We start from the raw sequence: 18,283 nt of genomic DNA, 5'->3' as shown, positions 1-18,283 counted from the left end.
AGGAGTCGCCCATGCAACTAAACTCCTATTGGCTGTCCACGGCTCCCACCTTTAGCGCGGGCCAGCAGGCATTCACTCAAGAGCACTACGATGTTGCAGTGGTTGGCGGTGGTTTTACCGGGCTATCCGCTGCCCGCACGCTAGCCCGAGGCGGTGCCCGTGTAGCGCTACTGGAGGCGAGCCAACTCATTGGTGAAGCTTCAGGGCGCAATGGCGGCCAGTGCAACACCGGCGTGGCCCAAGACTACGCCAGTCTGGTCGAACAATTTGGCCGCGAGCGGGCGATTGCCCACTACACCACCTACGCCGAGGCAGTCTCCAGCGTCGAGCAGGTGATTGCCGAAGAGACCATTAACTGCGACTACCTGCGCCACGGCAAGCTAAAACTGGCGGCTAAGCCGGAACACTACGACAAACTTGCGCGCACCTGCGACGCCATTCGCCGTGATGTGGATAGCGGCGTAGAGATGCTCTCCGCAACCGCCGTTAGAGAGGAGGTCGATTCGCCGCTCTATTATGGCGGACTGCTGCAACATAACGGTGGCCAAATGCATATGGGCCGCTTTGGCATCGGCTTAGCCGAAGCGGCGGCCAGTCATGGCGCGCATCTTTTTGAGCATACGCCGATGACCCGCTTAACCCGTGAGAAATCAGCGTATCGATTAGGCACACCCAGTGGCGATATTCGCGCCGAAAACGTACTACTGGCCACCGGCGCATCGCAAACAGGCCCGCTGAGCTGGTTTCGCCGCCGTCTGGTACCGGTGGGTAGTTTTATCGTCGTCACCGAGCCTCTTTCAGCAGCGCAGTGTGCCCAGTTTCTTCCCCAGCGGCGCTCTTATGTCACCAGTCGCATTGTCGGTCACTACTTCCGCCTTACCGCCGATAACCGGCTGCTGTTTGGCGGGCGGGCTCGTTTTGCCATGTCCGGTAGCCAATCGGATGCCAAAAGCGGCGAGATACTGCGCCGGGGGCTGGAAGAGGCCTTTCCCCAACTGAAAGGGGTGCGTCTCGACTACTGCTGGGGTGGTTTGGTCGATATGAGCAAAGACCGGTTTCCCCATGCAGGACAGCACAACGGCATGTACTACGCCATGGGCTATAGCGGCCATGGGGTACAGATGTCGGTGCATATGGGGCATGTGCTTGGCGACGTTATCCTGGGCAACCGCCAAAACCATCCTTGGCAGGACACCAAGTGGCCAGCTATCCCCGGTCATTTTGGAAAACCGTGGTTTTTACCCCTGGTGGGCAGTTGGTACCGACTACAGGATCGATTGCATTAAGCCACCATCCTAGCCCGCACATTGCTAACAAGACACACCAAGAGAGCGACTAATCAAAACAGCTATTAATAAGACAGCTATTAACAAAAACAGCCACTAACAGAAATGGCTATAAAAAAAGCTAAGCACGCGCTGCCAGACTCACAAAAACACTTAATCGCAGTAAGGAGAAGGCTTATGACACGTGAAAAAAATCCTAATGATCTGTTTGTTTCTCCCGAACAAAGCATGCAGGTTTACAACGCCATGCAGCGCGGGCTGTCTCGACGCGAGGCCATGAAAGTTATTGGCGCGGCGGGTGTCTTTGCCGCCGCGTCTGGCGCCTTTCCCGGTTTCTCTTCAGCTTGGGCGGCGGACAGCGAAAGCGCAACACCCCAGTACGGCGGCAGTATTCGCGTCGCGGCACACTCGGCGTCCACGAAAGACACCCTGGATCCCGCCTTAGGGGCGACGGCCATCGACTATGTCCGCGCCTACATGTTTTATAACGGCCTAACCCAATACGATGAAGATCTGACGCCCCAGCCCTGCCTGGCGGAGTCGTTTGAGAATACCGATAACGGCAGCCACTGGATCTTTACCCTGCGGCGCGGCGTTACCTTCCACGATGGCAAACCACTGACACCCCAGGATGTGATCTTTTCGATCATGCGTCATAAAGACCCTGCCACCGGTTCAAAGGTCGCCTCCATGGTCGAGCAAATCGACAGTATCAGGGCCCTGGATGATCAGCGTGTCGAGCTCAACCTCTCCTCGCCCAATATCGAGTTGCCCTCTATCCTGGCCGTTTCGCACCTAGTGATTGTGGCCGATGGAACCACCGACTTCTCGAAAGGGCTGGGTACCGGCGCCTTTAAGTGTCAAGAGTTTACCCCCGGCGTGCGTTCGATCGGCGTTCGGAATGAGAACTACTGGCGCGATGGCTATCCCTACCTGGATTCCATCGAGGTGGTGGGGATTAGCGACGAATCGTCACGGGTCAATGCACTGCTCTCTGGCGATGTGCAGATGATCAATGAAGTCAGTGGCAACTCCGCAGAGCGCTTGAAAACCAGTGACGGCTATCAGGTAAAAGCGACGAACGCCGGTAACTACACCGACCTTGTCATGCGCTTTGACCAACAGCCCACCAGTCGCCCCGAATTCCGCGAGGCGATGAAGTACCTCTTCGACCGCGAGCAGATCAAACGCGTCGCCCTGCGCGGCTATGGCGAGGTTGCCAACGATCAGCCGATTATCTCCAGTTCCCCCTACCACTTCGATGGGTTACCCCAGCGCGAGTACGACCCGGAGCGGGCCGCCTCCTTGCTTGCCAAGGCGGGGGTTAGTGGAGCAACAGTACCGCTGGTGGCGTCGCCTGCGGCTTCCTCGTCGGAAGATATGGCCGTGCTACTCCAGCAGTCCGCGGCACAGGCAGGGCTTAACCTGAATATCAACCGGGTTCCCTCCGACGGCTACTGGTCGAACCACTGGATGAAGCACCCACTTGGGTTCGGCAATATCAACCCGCGCCCCACGGCGAATATTTTGCTCTCCCAGTTCTTCCTCTCCAGCGCTGCCTGGAACGAATCCGGCTGGCAGAACGAGCAGTTCGATCAACTGGTGATTGCCTCCCGAGGTGAACCCGATGAGGCCACCCGCAAGCAGATGTATGCCGATATGCAGACCATGATTCATGAAGAGGGCGGCATCGGCATCCCCGTCTTCCTAAGCAGCATCGAAGGCTTTGATGGGCGCATTGGCGGGATGGATCGCACCGTCCCCCTGGGCAGCTTCATGGGCTATATGTTCGCCGAGCATATCTGGTGGAAAGGCTAATTCCTGCTCTCCCTACTGTGATCACAGGCCATGGACATCATCACCAGGGCGTTTAATTTCTACCCTGGTGATGATCAACATGGCCCTTGAGCCGGAGAAGAAAGATGCGCGACTCTCTCTTTGGACTGGTGCTAGGTCGCTTGGCCTCCAGTCTTATTACCCTGCTGCTGGTATCGCTGGTGATCTTTGCGATTACCTCGCTGCTGCCAGGCGATACCGCCCAGCAGGTGCTGGGGCAGTTTGCCACCCCGGAACAGGTGGAGGCGCTGCGTGCCCAGCTAGGCCTTAATCAGCCGCCCTTACTGCGCTACTGGCAGTGGCTGAGTGGCTTTGCCACCGGCGACCTGGGCCGCTCCGCTAGCAATGGCGTGGATGTCATACAGTTGGTCAATGACCGGCTCCCCAATTCGTTACTGCTAGCCGCGATTACCACCGCTATCTCTGTCCCTGTGGCGCTGACTATGGGTATCGCTGCCGCCATGCGCCGGGGTGGCGTGCTTGACCGCACCCTGAACCTGATCACCCTGTCGATGGTGGCGGTACCCGAGTTTCTGGTCGCCACCCTGGCGGTGCTGATTTTTGCCGTGCAACTCGGCTGGTTACCGGCACTCTCCTATGTCTCCACCGTCGACAGTTTCGGCGCCTTTATGAAAGTTTACGCCATGCCGGTGCTCACCCTGTGTAGCGTATTAATTGCTCAAATGGCGCGTATGACCCGAGCCGCTTTAATCGACCAACTCGACAGCGCTTACGTTGAGATGGCGCGGCTCAAAGGCGTTCCGCCCATGCGGCGCGTGCTGCGTCATGCGCTGCCTAACGCCGTCGGCCCGATTGCCAACGCAGTGGCGCTGAGTCTTTCGTACCTGCTCGGTGGCGTCATTATTGTCGAAACCATCTTCAACTATCCAGGCATCGCCAGCTTAATGGTCGATGCGGTTTCCAACCGGGATCTCGCCCTGGTACAGGCCTGCGCCATGATCTTTTGCGGCGCTTATCTGCTGCTGGTCATGCTGGCCGACCTGTGCGCGATCCTCTCTAACCCGAGGCTGAGAAACCGATGAATAACACCAAGGTAATTCCATCCGCCAAGGGCAACACGCATCAACATGCCATGGCGGGCAGTCGCCTGCCGATTACTTCACCAAAACAACGCAATCGTTCTCGGTTGCAACTAACCCGCTGGATCGGTCTTGGCTTATTTAGCTTCTGGCTATTAGTGGCCATATTTGGGCCCCTGTTTGCACCCTACCCAATGGGGGCCTTTGTATCTGATCAGATATACGGCGGGGCAAGTGCTGCCCATCTGCTCGGCACCGACTACATGGGTCGCGATATGCTCAGCCGTATATTGACAGGAGCGCGCTATACCGTGGGGCTGGCGCTGGTGGCCGCGTTACTGTCAACTCTGGTTGGGGCGGGCTTTGGCATGCTAACAGTGTTACTGCCGCACTGGCTTGAAGAGAGTATCCGCCGGGTATTCGACACGCTCATCTCGATCCCCAGCAAAATGATGGCCCTGGTGATGGTGTCCGCCTTTGGCACCTCTATTCCTCTGCTTATCCTGGCGGCAGTGCTCAGCTATGCGCCGGGCTCTTTCCGCATTTCCCATAGCTTGGCCAAAAATCTCGCCACCCTGGAGTACGTGCAGGTCGCTAGTACCCGGGGAGAAGGACGGCTGTACATCGCCGCTGTGGAAATCTTTCCCAACATGATCCAACCCGTGCTCACCGATATGGGCATGCGCTTTGTGTTTATCGTCCTGCTGCTCAGTGGCATGAGCTTTCTGGGTCTGGGCGTGCAGCCGCCGGTCGCCGACCTGGGCTCTCTGGTGCGTGAAAACATCGGCGGTCTTAGCCAGGGGGCGCTGGCAGTGATTGCCCCGGCACTGGCGATTGGCTCATTAACCGTCGGCGCTAACCTGTTGATCGACAGTCTCTCGAACAGCCGCGATAACCAGAAGGAGTGACGCTATGCAAGGTGAATCACTGATCGTACGCGATCTTGATATCTGTGCGACCCCGCCTGGAGAGGTTGAGCGCACGATCGTCAGCCAGATTAGTTTTGCGCTCAAGCCAGGCGAGGTGATGGCGTTGATCGGCGAGTCCGGTTCGGGCAAGACCACTATTGCGCTGGCCATGATGGGTTACGCCCGGCGCGGCTGTCGGATCGCCGGTGGCAGCGTGCAACTGGGCGAGACCGATATACTCACGCTGCCTGCGCTGGAAACCCGCGCGCTGCGCGGACACCGGGTGACCTATATCGCCCAAAGCGCAGCCGCAGCCTTCAACCCCTCGCGCCGGCTAATGGATCAAGTCATCGAAGGCGCGCTGATCCATGGCGTTATGGATCGACAGCAAGCCCAGCAGAAAGCCATTCAACTATTCGCCGAGCTGGCCCTGCCCGACCCTGAACATATTGGCGACCGTTACCCTCACCAGGTCTCCGGCGGCCAGCTACAGCGTCTTATGGCCGCGATGGCCTTGATTACCGACCCCGCGCTAGTGATTCTGGATGAGCCCACCACCGCACTGGATGTGACCACTCAGGTCGATGTGCTGCGGGCCTTCAAGCGAGTTATGCGCGAGCGTGGTACCACGGCGCTGTACGTCTCTCACGACCTCGCTGTCGTCGCACAGATTGCTGATCACGTCTTGGTGCTTCAAGCAGGTGAAGAGCAGGAGCAAGGGCCCATTGGGCAAATTCTGGACAAGCCGGGCCATGCCTACACGCGTAGCTTATTGGCGGCGGCTCGTCCGGAGACCCGCGTGCCCTCCAGACTTGCGTCCAGCGGCGACGAACTGTTGCGCATTGATGATCTGCAAGTGGGCTATGGGCACCGTAACCGCAGCGGCGAACCGGACAATATCGTGCTTGATCACATTCGACTGCGGATTGATCGAGGCCAGGCCCTAGGCGTGATTGGCGAGTCCGGGTCAGGCAAGTCGACGCTTGCCCGGGCAGTCGCTGGTTTGGTGGCCCCTTCACGGGGTGAAGTACAGTTCAACCGCCGGGAGCTATCTCCCACGCTGCGCGGACGCACATCAGAGCAGTTTCGGCGTATCCAGATTGTCTTTCAGAGCGCCGACAATGCGCTCAACCCAGCCCACACGGTTAGGCGACTACTCAACCGACCGCTGGAAACCTATTTCCAGATGAGTCGCGATGCTCGCCGACAGCGAGTGGAAGAATTAATGGATCTGGTCAAACTGCCGCGCACCCTGCTCGACCGCAAGCCCAGCGAGCTTTCTGGTGGCCAAAAACAGCGCGTCAATCTCGCCCGAGCGCTCGCTGCGGAACCTGACCTGATTCTTTGCGATGAAGTGACGTCGGCGTTAGATACCGTCGTCGGTGCTGCCATTCTTGAACTGTTGGCAGAACTGCGCCGTGAGCTTGGCGTTGCCTACCTGTTTATCAGCCACGATATCTCGACGGTACGCTCGCTGTGCGACGACGTCATGGTGCTTTACCAGGGTGAGTGTGTGGAATTCGGCCCCTGCAGCACGGTTCTCAATCACCCCCAGCACGACTACACCCGCAAGCTGATTGGTTCGGTGCCTGAGCTCCAACCAGGCTGGTTGGAGGCGTGCCAATGGTCGACCCATACACAGCCGTCAACTTCGCCCGTTTAAACACTAGCCCCTATTGATGACCTAGACCTATTGATAACAAGGAGAAAAGCATGCCGACGCTGCCCCTCAATGACCATGACCTGCTACGCGAGCAGGCCTTTATCAACGCCCAGTGGTGTGATGCCGACGATGGGGCCACGCTCACCGTCACTAACCCCGCCACCGGCGAAGAACTGGCCCGAGTGCCCAGCCTGGGCGCCAGCGAAACCCGCCGTGCCATTGAAGCCGCCGAAGCAGCCTGGCCTGCCTGGCGTGCCCGCACCGCGGCGGAGCGCGCGGCACTGTTGGAACGCTGGTATACGCTGATACTGGAAAACAGCGACGATCTGGCGATATTAATGACCCTGGAACAGGGCAAGCCGCTGAGCGAAGCGCGGGGAGAGATCCAGTACGGCGCAAGTTTTATCAAGTGGTTTGCGGAAGAGGCGCGGCGTGCCTATGGCGAGACGATCCCCTCCCCCAGCGCGGATCGCCGCATTGTGATCCTCAAGCAGCCGGTAGGCGTGTGCGGTGCGATTACGCCCTGGAATTTCCCTACTGCCATGATTACCCGCAAGTGCGCCCCGGCGCTGGCGGCGGGGTGCCCGATTGTGATCAAACCGTCAGAACTGACGCCGCTGTCAGCGCTGGCCTTGGCGATACTCGCGGAGCGTGCTGGCTTTCCTCCGGGGGTGATCAATATTGTTACCGGGCTGCCCGAAGGGATTGGTGGCGAACTGACCTCCAACCCCACCGTGCGCAAGCTCTCCTTCACCGGCTCTACCCGGGTGGGCAGCTTACTGATGCGCCAGAGTGCCGACGATATAAAGCGCCTCAGCCTGGAACTGGGCGGCAATGCCCCGCTGATCGTGTTTGACGATGCTGACCTGGAACTCGCAGTCGCCGGGGCTATGGCGAGCAAGTTCCGCAATGCCGGGCAGACCTGTGTTTGCGCTAACCGTATTCTGGTTCAATCCGGCATCCATGACCGCTTTGTCGCCCGCTTGGCGACGGAAATCGCGGCGCTGCGCTGTGGCGACGGGATGGAGGAAGGCACCACTATCGGCCCACTTATCAATGACCAGGCGGTGAGCAAAGTCGCCCGCCATCTCGATGATGCCTTATCCCATGGTGCGGAACGGGTGCTCGGCGAGGTGCCCAGTGGCCAGGATCGCTTTGTGACGCCGGTACTGCTCACCAAGGTAACCGAAGCCATGCTGGTCACCCAGGAAGAGACCTTTGGCCCCGTTGCGCCCATTATGCAATTTGACAGCGAAGAAGACGCCATCCGCATTGCCAACGCAACACCCTACGGGCTAGCCGCCTACTTCTTTACCGAGAGTGTGCGCCGTGCCTGGCGGGTTGGCGAAGCGCTGGAATTCGGTATGGTCGGCCTCAACACCGGTTCCATTTCCATGGAAGTAGCGCCGTTTGGCGGTATGAAACAGTCGGGGCTGGGCCGTGAAGGTGCTCGCCAAGGGCTAGATGAATATTTAGAAGAGAAAGCGTTTCATATGGGCGGACTGAGCTAATGTACACATAACTACCGCTGACATCACCCCAGTCGCTCGCCGATACCCAGGGCGAGCGACTGGGAAACGCTATTCTAGTAACCACGCTGCAGATCGACACGCCCAACCATTGGTTCGCCGCGTTGATGACGACGCAGGTTGTCCAGCAGGACAGGGAAAGCGCTATCGGGCTGCGTCATCGCGGCCACATGGGGCGTCAGCAAAATACGCTCGTCCTGCCAGAAGAGATGATCGTCGGCGGGCGGCTCTTCGCTCAACACATCCAATACCGCCGCACTTAACTGCCCGTCGTCGAGGGCTTGCGTCAGGTCGTGTTCAACCAAGTGCTCACCACGGCCAATATTGATCAAGGCCGCACCTTTAGGCATACGCGCAAATAGGTCTGCGTTGAGGATTCCTCGGGTGGCGTCGGTCAGTGGCAGCACGCAGATCACAATATCGCTTGAGGCCAGAAACCCATCCAGCGCTTCCTCACCACTATGACAATGAACATTAGCTAGCTCTCGTGGCGAACGCGCCCACCCGCTCACGTCAAAACCGTAACCAGCTAGATGGGTGGCAATAGCGCAGCCCAACTGGCCTAAGCCAAGAATCCCGATACGCCGCTTTTCGGTGGGCACAAGCATATGCGCTTGCCACTGCCCCTCGCGCTGCTGGCGCGCATAATCACCCATCCTGCGGTGCAGCCATAGCGTTGCAAAGGTGGCGTACTCAATCATTCCGCGCTCAATGGCAGGGTCGAGCATCCGCACGACCGGCAGCTCTGGAGGCAGTGCGTCAAACTCAAACTGATCGACACCCGCGGAAGTGGCAAACAGCACCTCAAGGGACGGCAGGCACGCCATTATGTTCTCCGGGGGCATCCACGCTAGCAAGTAGCGGATCTCGTCCGGGTCACCCATATCGGGCCATTGGCGGAACTCAATATCCGGCGCGTGTTGGGCAAAAAGTTCTTTCCACCGGGCGCCGCGCACCGGGTCAGATTTATACAGAAGTGCCATAGCAGCGTCTCCTTAGCTAAAACGTCATCCTACGGTGGTTTGAGAGGCAGCGGATACCGTTTTGGCGGCTGTGGAGCGAAGCAGTGCGTCTAAATCGACGCTTAAGGCGCAGATTACACTGCGCTCCCCATGACAGTGAATCATGCTGCACAAGCTAGACAATACGAAGGATTACGCGGTTGCTGACGCCATGCCAAGCGTATCTGGTTTGCTAACAGCGGTAAGCTCAAAAACGTATGGGTGTTGGCGTTCGCTCTCCACGTTCTAAAGGCAGCGCCAACACACCACAACATGACCATCGTGACTATATCGCGACAATGTTTAAGGAGCCCGCAGATGAATACCGATGCCCACCCTTCTCACTCAATGCTACGCCAGCGGGAGCAGTGCATTCCCCGCGGTGTGGTCAATGCCCATCCTATTGTCATTTCCCATGCTCGCGGTAGCGAAGTCTTCGACGCGGATGGCCAACGCTATCTGGATTTTGTCGGCGGGATCGGCGTACTCAACGTAGGCCACAATCACCCCCGCGTCGTCGCTGCGGTTCAGGCCCAGGCGGAACGTATTTCCCATATGAGTTTCCAGGTGGCGGCCTACCCAGGCTATATAGAACTGGCTAGCCAGCTGGCTCAGTTGGTCGGCGGTGACAACGCCTACCAAAGCGTGCTCTTTACCTCCGGCGCTGAAGCGGTGGAAAACGCCATCAAAATTGCCCGTTCCCACACGGGACGCCCCAACGTGATTGCCTTTCGCGGTGGCTTTCATGGACGCACGCTGCTGGGCACCACGCTAACCGGCATGAGCCAGCCCTATCGGCAAAACTTTGGCCCTTTTGCCCCCGCTATTCACCACGTTAGCTACCCGGATGCGCTGCGGGGTGTTAGCAGTGAGGATGTGCTTGCCGAGCTGGATACGCTGTTCGCCACTGAAGTCGTACCCGACCAGGTTGCCGCTATCCTGATTGAGCCCGTTCAGGGTGATGGCGGTTTTCTTCCTGCCCCAGTCGCGTTTATGCAGGCGCTTCGCGATTTAACCGATCGCCACGGCATCGTGCTGATCGCCGATGAGATTCAGACCGGCTTCGGGCGCACGGGCAAGATGTTTGGCTTTGAACACAGCAATATTCAGCCTGACCTTGTCACTGTTGCTAAAAGCCTGGGCGGAGGCTTGCCGATTTCAGGCGTGGTTGGGCGCACTGAGATCATGCAAGCTCCCGCACCGGGTGGGCTCGGCGGCACCTATGGGGGCAGCGCGCTGAGCTGCGCGGCAGCACTGGCGGTGCTGGATATTTTTGCAGACGAGCAACTGCTTGAGCGTGGTATCGCCATGGGAAAACGCCTGGAAACAGGGCTGCGTCGGCTGCAAGCCAAGCATCCTGTGATTGCCGAGGTACGTGGGCAAGGCCCGATGCTTGCTATCGAGTTTCTCAAGGGCCCACGGGTAACACCTGAAGACGCTGCGCTAGTGCAACAGGTCATTGATCACTGTCGTGAAGCGGGTTTGCTGGTGATTAAGTGCGGTGTATACCGCAATGTGATCCGCTTTCTGGCACCGCTGACTACCAGCGACCAGCAAACCGACGAAGCACTAGAGATTTTGGCCAACGCGCTATCCAACGCCACGCACTAATGCTTGTTAATCGCCAACGCCGGGAGAGCAGGACATCATGCCATTGACTGACTATACGACGCTATGCATGGATGCCCATGGCGTGCTGATTGATCGGGATAGAGGCATTGTGCGGGGCCTAGCGCCACTGTTAGCGATGCTGCCCAACCCGCCACCACAGAAGCAGGTATTAGCAGACTATGTGCATGCGCTGCACGAGTTGACGGATGAGCAGATGGGCGCCGTTTCTGCCCACTGCACGGTCTATCGCACCCTGGCGAGCCGTTGGGGGCTGGAGGCAGATTGGCAACAAGGAATTGAATTCGCCAGTGCGCTGGGCTTTGGATCGCTTTATGAAGATGCCCCTGGCGCTATCCACTACCTGCGCAAGTTCTATCAGCTCAGAGTAGTCACTTCCCTGAATGAGCAGGAGTTCTTTGCTTTTAATCAGCGCATTGGCCTTTCCGGTAGTGAGCGGCTCACCACCGGCAGCTTTGTGGCCGCGCGTGCCAAGCTGCGGGAGATGGAGGCGGATAGCCAGGTTCTGCTCTTAACGGCTGGCCCCCCATCAGTGAATAGCCGAGGCGGGCACTGCCGTATCACGCGCAGTGCCAAAGCCGAGCATCCCCAAACGCAGTCATTTATCTCGCTAAGTGATTTTATTTATCAACACCAGCTTGCTCTACGCGGAGAATTGCTTTAGACAAAGGTATTAGTCAAAAACCGCGGGGCGACTTCCACCGCCCCCTAATAAGTAAAGGACTTTACATGGTGGCTAGCGTTCGTCTTGATCGTATCGACATAAATATTCTTGTTCAGCTTCAAGCAGATGGACGGATGACCAACGTCCATTTGGCCGATGCTGTCGGGCTATCGCCCAGTCCCTGCCTACAGCGAGTCAAACGATTAGAAGCCGCTGGTTATATCACTTCGTTTCAAGCCCGACTCAATCTATCGAAAATGATGGAAAGCGTTACCGTCTTTACGGAGGTCACCCTGTCAGATCACCATCGAGAAGACTTTCTACGCTTTGAACAAAAAATTCGGCAGGCCGATGAAGTCATGGAGTGCCACCTTATCAGCGGCGGTTATGACTATTTACTGCGCTTTATAGCGCGCAGCATCGCCCATTACCAACGAGTGATGGAGGCACTTATTGAGGACGAAATCGGCATTGAAAAGTACTTCAGCTATATCGTTATCAAGACGCCTATCAATAAAGAGCAACTCCCGCTTCGTACCTTAATGGAGGATTAGCCTTCACCCCTCACGAAACGCCTCCACCACCCGCTCGGACAACACTTCGCTGGCATCACCACTGCCTGCACGCTTCACCAGCGCTACTTGATAATCCCCTAGCGGTGGCAGTGATTCGTTGTGGAGACGCTTGAGCGGTGGTCGAATCAAACTTTTTGGAAAAGCCGTCACGGCTAGGTCAGCCAGCATAGCGGCTTCCTGCCCTGCGCAATGGTCGCAGGAGTATGCGATTCGGTAATTAACCCCGGCATGATCAAGGGCGTTGAGCGCGATCCTACGCCACGCGCACCCCTGTTGGGCCAAGGTCACTGGCAGTGGCGTTCGCTGTATGGCAACACCATCCTCACGGCCCGCCCACACTAACGGTTCGCTATGAACAATGTCGCCGCGTGGCGCCTGACCAGGCTCTACGCTCATCACCAGCGCAAGATCGAGCTCTCCATCATCCAGCTGGGCGAGCAAATCTTTGCTGCGCCCCACCACGACATCGACCTGCACCGCTGGGTGCGAGCGGGCAAACTGAGCCAACACAGTGGGCAGGATACGCCCTACCACGTCGTCGGTTATCCCCAGCCCCACGCGCCCTTCTATGGCGGGGGCTAAAAACTGGGTGACGGCTTCGGCATTGAGCTTAAGCAGCCTCCGTCCGTAGCCCAGGAGTACTTCACCTTCGGCAGTAAGCCGCACATAGCGCGCCTCGCGCACAAACAGCGTTTGCCCGAGCGTTTCTTCCAGGCGTTTGATCTGCATGCTTAACGCGGAAGGGGTACGAAACAGCTGCTGGGCGGCGCGGGTGAAGCTGCCGCTCTCCGCAATTGTCACAAAGGTACGCAGCACCTCGCTATCCAGTAGCGGTAAGACAGCCCGGCTGGGAGCCATAGTCGATAGTTGATTCATTACGCCAACCTTTCAGAAAATCTTAACACTCAGTGTAGATCTTTTCGTTTGATTGATCCAAGGCAAAGCGCCAAGCTGATAAACAGAGGTCGCGACCCTCCCACTTATTAATCACAGATCACATCGGTTCAGTCGGTGCCCAGCCGCCGCATACTGTATAGCCGTTGTGAAGAAAAGGAGGTGCGCGATGAAGTGTGAATGCCCAGCCCAACATGCCCATAACGCCTGGGAAAAAGCTCGCCAATTGGCGCCGCCGCCCAAGCCACCACAATTGCATTTTTACATGCCTGCCATGCCGTCAATGAGGTTAATTCGCGCGCTCGATATGGCCTGGTGGCACTGCCGGCGGCGTTGGCTTTTCCGCCGCCATATAGTGCCGCTACTGACCCACGACGACCAATTACTGCGGGATATTGGTCATAGCCGCGAAGATATTCTCTGGGCCAGCCAGCTTCCACTGAAGGTCGATGCCATTCACGCGTTAGAAGCCCGGCAGAAAAAGCGGCAAGTTCAGCAGGCCTAGAATCAAAAAAGCTTCGAACCTGTGAGAGGTTCGAAGCTTTTAATGAAGCCCTTAATAGCGTTTTAAGCACCTCATATAGTTACTAAGCTTTGCGCTCAACGCCTGCTTTTAAACTCCTATCGGCCCGCCATCGCGTTTTTGAATAACAACGGTCGACGCCCGAGGGCGTACTTGGCCGCTGGCTGCAACGGTGGCGTCTTGCACTAACTCGCTACCATCCGCGGGCCAGTTACCGGGGTGCTGAATGTTAACAAACAGCGCGGTTTTATCCGGCGTGGCAAAAATACCAGTAACTTCACAGCCGTTCGGCCCTACCGCAAAGCGCTTAAGCTGTTGCTGGTTGCTGCTGTTAATCACCGGGCCGGTTCCCTGGATGTCGTCTAGCCCATTAGGTACCACGGCAAGCAGCTGATCGTTGGTGTACTCGGTTACCCCATCATAACCGTTATCGGTCTGGATCCAGAGGATCCCCTGACCGTCTTCTCGCTCGTCGAACCAGAGTCCGTCGGGGCTGGCGAACTGATTCATTTCTGTCAGGCCTGAGTGGTTATCCGCATCGTCAGCGGCCGCGCCAAACACAAACACTTCCCAAGTAAAGGCGTTGGGCAACCGGCTTTCGCGCCAACGAATAATATGCCCCGCTTCGTTATTGGCGCGAGGGTTGGCAGCATTAGTGGGCGCTAAATCGTAACCAACACCTGCTTGTTCCAAATGCTCACCGTCATTAGTGTAAGTTGGGGCTGTCTCTTCAGCGGTGCGCTGCGTGTTATTGGTGAGGGTGAGATACACTTCACCGGATGCCGGATCGACGGAAGCCCACTCAGGACGATCCATTGGCGTGGCGCCCAACAAATCCGCTGCATCGCAGGTGTTGATGATAATACCTGCCGCATCGTCGTCGGCTAGCCCCAACGCCGCCGCCAGCGTGCGACCATCGCGCGTTTGAGCACTGGGCGTTAGCGGTAGCCACTCACCGCTGCCATTGGCATGGAAACGAGCCACATAGAGGGTGCCGTTATCCATATATTTGTTGCCAATGGCAAGACGATCGTACTCTTCACCTGGGCGGTTGGCATCGGCGGGATCCCAGGCAGCATCAGAAACATATTTATATACGTACTCGTTGCGGGAATCGTGGCCCGAGTAGTAAACCACTGGCTGACCGGCTTCCAGCTTGCCTAACCAACACCCTTCATGGCGGAAACGGCCAAGTGCCGTACGCTTAACCGCCAATGCATCACTATAAGGATCGACCTCCACCTGGTAGCCGAAAGTACGTGCTTCGTTGCGATAATCATCTTCAGCACGCTCGCCGCGCGGGGTAATGTCGAAGCGAGTAAATTCGTCATTCTGTTCAGAGGCGTCTCCCTCCGAAGTATCCCAACCATAGCGGCTTTTATCGGTGGGAATACCAATCCGCGCGTCGTCCTGGAAGCGTTCGCCATGATTAACGAACACATTGGGCCAGTTCTCTTCACAGGCAATATAGGTGCCCCAGGGCGTTACCCCGTTACCACAATTATTGTTGGTACCACGGGTTTGGGTACCCTCAGGTGAAAAGCGCGTTTTGACGTAGTCACTGCCCGCCACTGGCCCGGAAAGTTCCATCACCGTCGCACTGGTGAGGCGGCGGTTATAATGCGAACCTGGCACATGCGCCCATTGGCCGCTGGCGTTCTTTTCGACCTCAACAAGGGTGACACCGTGGGCGTTGATCTCAGTGCGCGACTCCGCTGCCGGCCGCTGGCCCTCATCAGCATTAGTGGGGCCTCCTTGAGGCGCCCATAGCGCTGCTTGGTCGATATACTCATTGTTGAGCGCCAGCACAAAACGGCGCGAGGCGTTGTCGGTATCCAGGGCAAAACCGGCCATACCGTCGTGGTGCATGCCCACACTCTCCGCCTGACGCTCAGCGGTCATCGGCTGTTCGGGCTGCCAGGCAACATTTTGGTTCAGCGGTGTACCCCACGGCACCAAGACTTGGGCAACATAACCTTCCGGCACCACCACGGCATCGGTGCGTGAACCGTGAACCGCCTCAAACGCCAGTGTCAGGGTTGTTTTGTGGTTGCTGCTTGAGGCAAGCGCTTGAGCAGCACCGCCAAAACTGAGCATCGAGGCAGCCGCCATGCTCAAACCACCGCGCATCACATCACGCCGGGATACATGGCGCGCCAATACCTCCACGAAAGGTTGGTTGCCGCTGTGGTTAAACAGGCGATGATCTTCGATCTCTTTACTCATTTTAGTCTCCCCCTGATCGTTTGTAGGTCAACGATTGAACGTTAGGAGACACTAAAGAGGCTCAATGACAGCACGATGACGGAGCGCCTGCATTTAGATGAAGAAAGGTCGAATGCTAGTCACCTTTACTCCCCAAACCCTATTGAGGGATGTCTGCAACTCTGCTAAATTAACGCTAATAGTTATCATTAACACAGGAGTTACTCTCTCATGCAGTTACCCGCTAAGGGCACTGGCCAGGGAGATACGCCGGTCTCGACGCCCCGCGAGGTGGATAGCAGAGAATTACTTGGCAACTCAGACCAGTTGGTTATCCACCATGAACAGCGCCGCTATGTGTTGCGCCGTACTAAAAGCGGCAAGTTAATCCTTAACGCCTAAAGCTCTTAATATTTTAGCCCCTGATTAATTTAAAGATTTATACAGCAAAGCAAGCCAGGTAGCCCATCGCACCCAGCCAGCGACCTCTTCCACTTAACCCTGTTGGAAATCTCTGGCTTATGCACCACACACGCGCTTTTGGTGGCCTCTGTTTAACGCTGCTCCCACTGCTAGCCGCTCAAGCAGACGACGCCGAGCTTAACCCAGTGACGGTCACCGGCACCCGGGCGCCTACTGACCTTTCCAGGGCACCGCTGATTATCGATATTATTAATCGCGATGATGCGGTACTGGCCACCGCCAGCCGAGTCGAAGACGTGCTTAGCCGCCAACCCGGCCTGCATGTGGCTGGCCAAGGGCGTCGAAATGGCCAAACTTTGAGTATGCGCGGCTTTGGCAGCAAAGGAGTGCTGGTGCGTTTGGATGGCGTTCGTCAGGATATCTCCACCGGCCATATCGGCAACTTTTTCCTCGACCCTGGCTTAATTCAAGAAGTACAGATAGCGCGCGGTGCGCTCTCCAGTCTTTACGGCAGCAATGCCATGGGCGGTGTCGTCAGCTTCACCAGTGTGGATGCCAACGACCTGCTTGCTCCCGGCGAAGATAGCGGCGTACGCCTTTCCGTAGGCGGTGCGACGGCTAGCGACGAGATGCGGGGGAGCCTTACGGCCTTTGGCCGCCGCGATACCGCCAACGGCCAGGTGGATGGCCTGTTTTCAATCGGCCGCAGTGAATCCGGCGATATTCGCCGCGCCGGGGGCGATGAAGCCGAAGAAGATGCAACGCTCAATAGCCTGCTACTAAAAGGCGGTTGGGAGCCAAGCGGCGACCAGCGGCTGTTTATGAGCTGGCAGCACTACGACGAACGCGCCACCCAGCCCGCCAACCCACAGCAGCGTTCAACCGATGCCAGCAATCCGCTGCGTGACCGCGATGTGGAAAGCAACAACGTCCAGTTGGGCCACCGCTGGCAGCCCAGCGCTGCCACCGAAATCACTTCGCAGCTTACCTTTAGCCAGCAGGATATTGACGAGCCCCATGCCAACCGCACTCTAGAGCGGGCCGGTCTCCAGAGCGACGGCTACCACAGCATGGATCACGACTGGCTCTCGCAAACACTGGTGTTCGGCGCCGAGCTGGAGCAGGCACGCCAACGGCCAGATGGCGAAGCGAATGGCTTCCCCAACGCCGATATCGACACCCAGGCAGCCTATCTCGACACCACACTCAGCGCAGGACGATATCTAGCCGATGGCGGCACCGGGCAGTTCGACGTTGGCCTGGGAGCCCGCTACGACCGTTACGACGCCAGCGGCCAAAATGAATCCGATAGCGTCCACGACCAAGTGTCACCGCGCTTTCGTCTTGCCTGGCGGCCCGATGACGCCTTGATGCTGTTCTCAGGCTACGCCGAAGCATTTCGTGCCCCCAGCCTTTCCGAGCTTTACGCCAACGAGCGCCACTTCGCCGGCTTCTGCGCCGGGCCTTTCTTCTGTACACCAGATAACTACTGGATTCCCAATCCCAACCTGTCGCCGGAATCCAGCCATACCTGGGAGAGCGGCGTGGTTTGGCATCAGGGCGACTGGCAGGTTCGTGCCAGCTATTTCGACACCCGCGCCGACGATTTTATCGACACCCACGTCGACATCATGGCGGGCACCACCCAGGCAGTGAACGTTCAGCGCGCCCAGCTATGGGGCTATGACGCCCGAGTGACCTGGCAGCCCAGCGCCTTCCCGCTACTCGCTAGCTTTGTGGGCCTTTCGGAAGTCTCCGGTAAAGACCGCGACTCTGGCGAACCACTGGGCAGTCAAACACCGCTGGAAGCGACCCTGGGTAGCGAGGTGGCACTGTACAGCAGCGATGTGCGCCTCGGCTGGCAAGCGCGCTTTGCCCAGTCTTTCGATCAACAGGGCGACGATGAACGCCTGCCCGGCTATGGCCTGCACGATGTTCATCTCGCTTGGCAAATCACTCCGGCCGTGGATACCTCGCTGCGCCTTGCCAATCTGGCTGACAAGGTGTGGTACCGCCCCGACGGTAGTCTAGGCGATGGGCGCAGCCTGTTCGCCACCCTCAACTGGCAGTGGTAAACCCAACCAGTGAACCATAAAAGAGGTGCGTT

General features: G+C 57.7%; 15 protein-coding genes. 12 read left to right on the top strand and 3 right to left on the bottom strand.

Features of this window, described 5'->3' with window-relative positions:
* Positions 1–11 precede the first annotated feature (11 nt).
* From HZU72_RS00745 to HZU72_RS00720, 6 genes are all read left to right on the top strand, one after another.
* The gene (locus HZU72_RS00745; RefSeq protein WP_180089665.1) at positions 12–1,286 is read left to right on the top strand and encodes an NAD(P)/FAD-dependent oxidoreductase; all 1,275 of its coding nucleotides are present in this window, start codon (positions 12–14) and stop codon (positions 1,284–1,286) included.
* 177 nt (positions 1,287–1,463) lie between these two features.
* Entirely contained in the window at positions 1,464–3,104 is a 1,641-nt protein-coding gene (locus HZU72_RS00740; protein ID WP_180089663.1) for an ABC transporter substrate-binding protein, read from the top strand.
* A gap of 104 nt (positions 3,105–3,208) precedes the next feature.
* On the top strand, positions 3,209–4,165 hold the full coding sequence (locus tag HZU72_RS00735) for an ABC transporter permease (protein ID WP_035581174.1): 957 nt from the start codon (positions 3,209–3,211) through the stop codon (positions 4,163–4,165).
* Positions 4,162–5,070, top strand: coding sequence for an ABC transporter permease (locus HZU72_RS00730; RefSeq protein WP_180089661.1), 909 nt, complete (start codon positions 4,162–4,164; stop codon positions 5,068–5,070). The genes HZU72_RS00735 and HZU72_RS00730 overlap by 4 nt, the downstream gene beginning before the upstream one ends.
* A gap of 4 nt (positions 5,071–5,074) precedes the next feature.
* Complete coding sequence (locus HZU72_RS00725) at positions 5,075–6,733, top strand: ABC transporter ATP-binding protein (protein WP_180089659.1); 1,659 nt, start codon at positions 5,075–5,077, stop codon at positions 6,731–6,733.
* A 50-nt stretch (positions 6,734–6,783) separates the two neighbouring features.
* On the top strand, positions 6,784–8,244 hold the full coding sequence (locus HZU72_RS00720) for an NAD-dependent succinate-semialdehyde dehydrogenase (RefSeq protein WP_180089657.1): 1,461 nt from the start codon (positions 6,784–6,786) through the stop codon (positions 8,242–8,244).
* Between the two features lie 74 nt (positions 8,245–8,318).
* On the opposite strand, the gene HZU72_RS00715 is transcribed toward HZU72_RS00720, so the two are convergent.
* A complete protein-coding gene (locus HZU72_RS00715; RefSeq protein WP_180089655.1) occupies positions 8,319–9,245 on the bottom strand; it encodes a 2-hydroxyacid dehydrogenase in 927 nt (308 codons plus the stop codon).
* Positions 9,246–9,581: 336 nt separating this feature from the next.
* Here HZU72_RS00715 and gabT point away from each other — a divergent pair, with 336 nt between their 5' ends.
* From gabT to HZU72_RS00700, 3 genes are all read left to right on the top strand, one after another.
* Positions 9,582–10,874, top strand: coding sequence for a 4-aminobutyrate--2-oxoglutarate transaminase (gene gabT, locus HZU72_RS00710; protein WP_180089653.1), 1,293 nt, complete (start codon positions 9,582–9,584; stop codon positions 10,872–10,874).
* A gap of 37 nt (positions 10,875–10,911) precedes the next feature.
* Positions 10,912–11,556 carry a hypothetical protein gene (locus HZU72_RS00705; RefSeq protein ID WP_180089651.1) on the top strand — a complete coding sequence of 215 codons (645 nt, stop codon included), beginning with the start codon at positions 10,912–10,914 and terminating at the stop codon, positions 11,554–11,556.
* Positions 11,557–11,621: 65 nt separating this feature from the next.
* Positions 11,622–12,110: an Lrp/AsnC family transcriptional regulator gene (locus tag HZU72_RS00700; protein WP_180089649.1), complete on the top strand. Its 489-nt coding sequence runs from the start codon at positions 11,622–11,624 to the stop codon at positions 12,108–12,110.
* Between the two features lie 3 nt (positions 12,111–12,113).
* Here the strand turns inward: HZU72_RS00700 and HZU72_RS00695 are convergent, their stop codons facing one another.
* Complete coding sequence (locus HZU72_RS00695; protein WP_180089647.1) at positions 12,114–13,007, bottom strand: LysR family transcriptional regulator; 894 nt, start codon at positions 13,005–13,007, stop codon at positions 12,114–12,116.
* Between the two features lie 187 nt (positions 13,008–13,194).
* Between HZU72_RS00695 and HZU72_RS00690 the strand changes: the two genes are divergently transcribed.
* Complete coding sequence (locus HZU72_RS00690; protein WP_180089646.1) at positions 13,195–13,530, top strand: hypothetical protein; 336 nt, start codon at positions 13,195–13,197, stop codon at positions 13,528–13,530.
* Positions 13,531–13,638: 108 nt separating this feature from the next.
* Here HZU72_RS00690 and HZU72_RS00685 read toward each other — a convergent pair whose 3' ends face one another.
* Positions 13,639–15,774 (bottom strand): PhoX family protein, encoded by a 2,136-nt coding sequence (locus HZU72_RS00685; RefSeq protein WP_180089644.1) that lies wholly within the window; start codon positions 15,772–15,774, stop codon positions 13,639–13,641.
* A gap of 210 nt (positions 15,775–15,984) precedes the next feature.
* Here HZU72_RS00685 and hemP point away from each other — a divergent pair, with 210 nt between their 5' ends.
* Both hemP and HZU72_RS00675 read left to right on the top strand, forming a co-directional pair.
* Entirely contained in the window at positions 15,985–16,155 is a 171-nt protein-coding gene (gene hemP / locus HZU72_RS00680) for a hemin uptake protein HemP (RefSeq protein WP_180089642.1), read from the top strand.
* Positions 16,156–16,274: 119 nt separating this feature from the next.
* Positions 16,275–18,251, top strand: coding sequence for a TonB-dependent receptor domain-containing protein (locus HZU72_RS00675; RefSeq protein WP_180089640.1), 1,977 nt, complete (start codon positions 16,275–16,277; stop codon positions 18,249–18,251).
* The last annotated feature ends 32 nt before the right edge of the window (positions 18,252–18,283 follow it).

Origin of the sequence: Vreelandella sedimenti (genome assembly GCF_013416325.1) — a bacterium.
Taxonomy (GTDB): domain Bacteria; phylum Pseudomonadota; class Gammaproteobacteria; order Pseudomonadales; family Halomonadaceae; genus Vreelandella; species Vreelandella sedimenti.
The sequence above is the reverse complement of the archived record's forward strand: the minus strand, read 5'-3'. Positions and strand labels throughout refer to the sequence as shown.

Bases quoted from the DNA above. Each gene is read 5' to 3' on its own strand.
- HZU72_RS00740 (WP_180089663.1), top strand. From the start codon at position 1,464: ATGACACGTGAAAAAAATCCTAATGATCTGTTTGTTTCTCCCGAACAA.
- HZU72_RS00700 (WP_180089649.1), top strand. From the start codon at position 11,622: ATGGTGGCTAGCGTTCGTCTTGATCGTATCGACATAAATATTCTTGTT.
- HZU72_RS00715 (WP_180089655.1), bottom strand. From the start codon at position 9,245: ATGGCACTTCTGTATAAATCTGACCCGGTGCGCGGCGCCCGGTGGAAA.
- HZU72_RS00725 (WP_180089659.1), top strand. From the start codon at position 5,075: ATGCAAGGTGAATCACTGATCGTACGCGATCTTGATATCTGTGCGACC.
- HZU72_RS00745 (WP_180089665.1), top strand. From the start codon at position 12: ATGCAACTAAACTCCTATTGGCTGTCCACGGCTCCCACCTTTAGCGCG.
- HZU72_RS00720 (WP_180089657.1), top strand. From the start codon at position 6,784: ATGCCGACGCTGCCCCTCAATGACCATGACCTGCTACGCGAGCAGGCC.
- HZU72_RS00735 (WP_035581174.1), top strand. From the start codon at position 3,209: ATGCGCGACTCTCTCTTTGGACTGGTGCTAGGTCGCTTGGCCTCCAGT.
- HZU72_RS00675 (WP_180089640.1), top strand. From the start codon at position 16,275: ATGCACCACACACGCGCTTTTGGTGGCCTCTGTTTAACGCTGCTCCCA.
- HZU72_RS00705 (WP_180089651.1), top strand. From the start codon at position 10,912: ATGCCATTGACTGACTATACGACGCTATGCATGGATGCCCATGGCGTG.
- gabT (WP_180089653.1), top strand. From the start codon at position 9,582: ATGAATACCGATGCCCACCCTTCTCACTCAATGCTACGCCAGCGGGAG.
- HZU72_RS00695 (WP_180089647.1), bottom strand. From the start codon at position 13,007: ATGAATCAACTATCGACTATGGCTCCCAGCCGGGCTGTCTTACCGCTA.
- HZU72_RS00685 (WP_180089644.1), bottom strand. From the start codon at position 15,774: ATGAGTAAAGAGATCGAAGATCATCGCCTGTTTAACCACAGCGGCAAC.
- HZU72_RS00690 (WP_180089646.1), top strand. From the start codon at position 13,195: ATGAAGTGTGAATGCCCAGCCCAACATGCCCATAACGCCTGGGAAAAA.
- hemP (WP_180089642.1), top strand. From the start codon at position 15,985: ATGCAGTTACCCGCTAAGGGCACTGGCCAGGGAGATACGCCGGTCTCG.
- HZU72_RS00730 (WP_180089661.1), top strand. From the start codon at position 4,162: ATGAATAACACCAAGGTAATTCCATCCGCCAAGGGCAACACGCATCAA.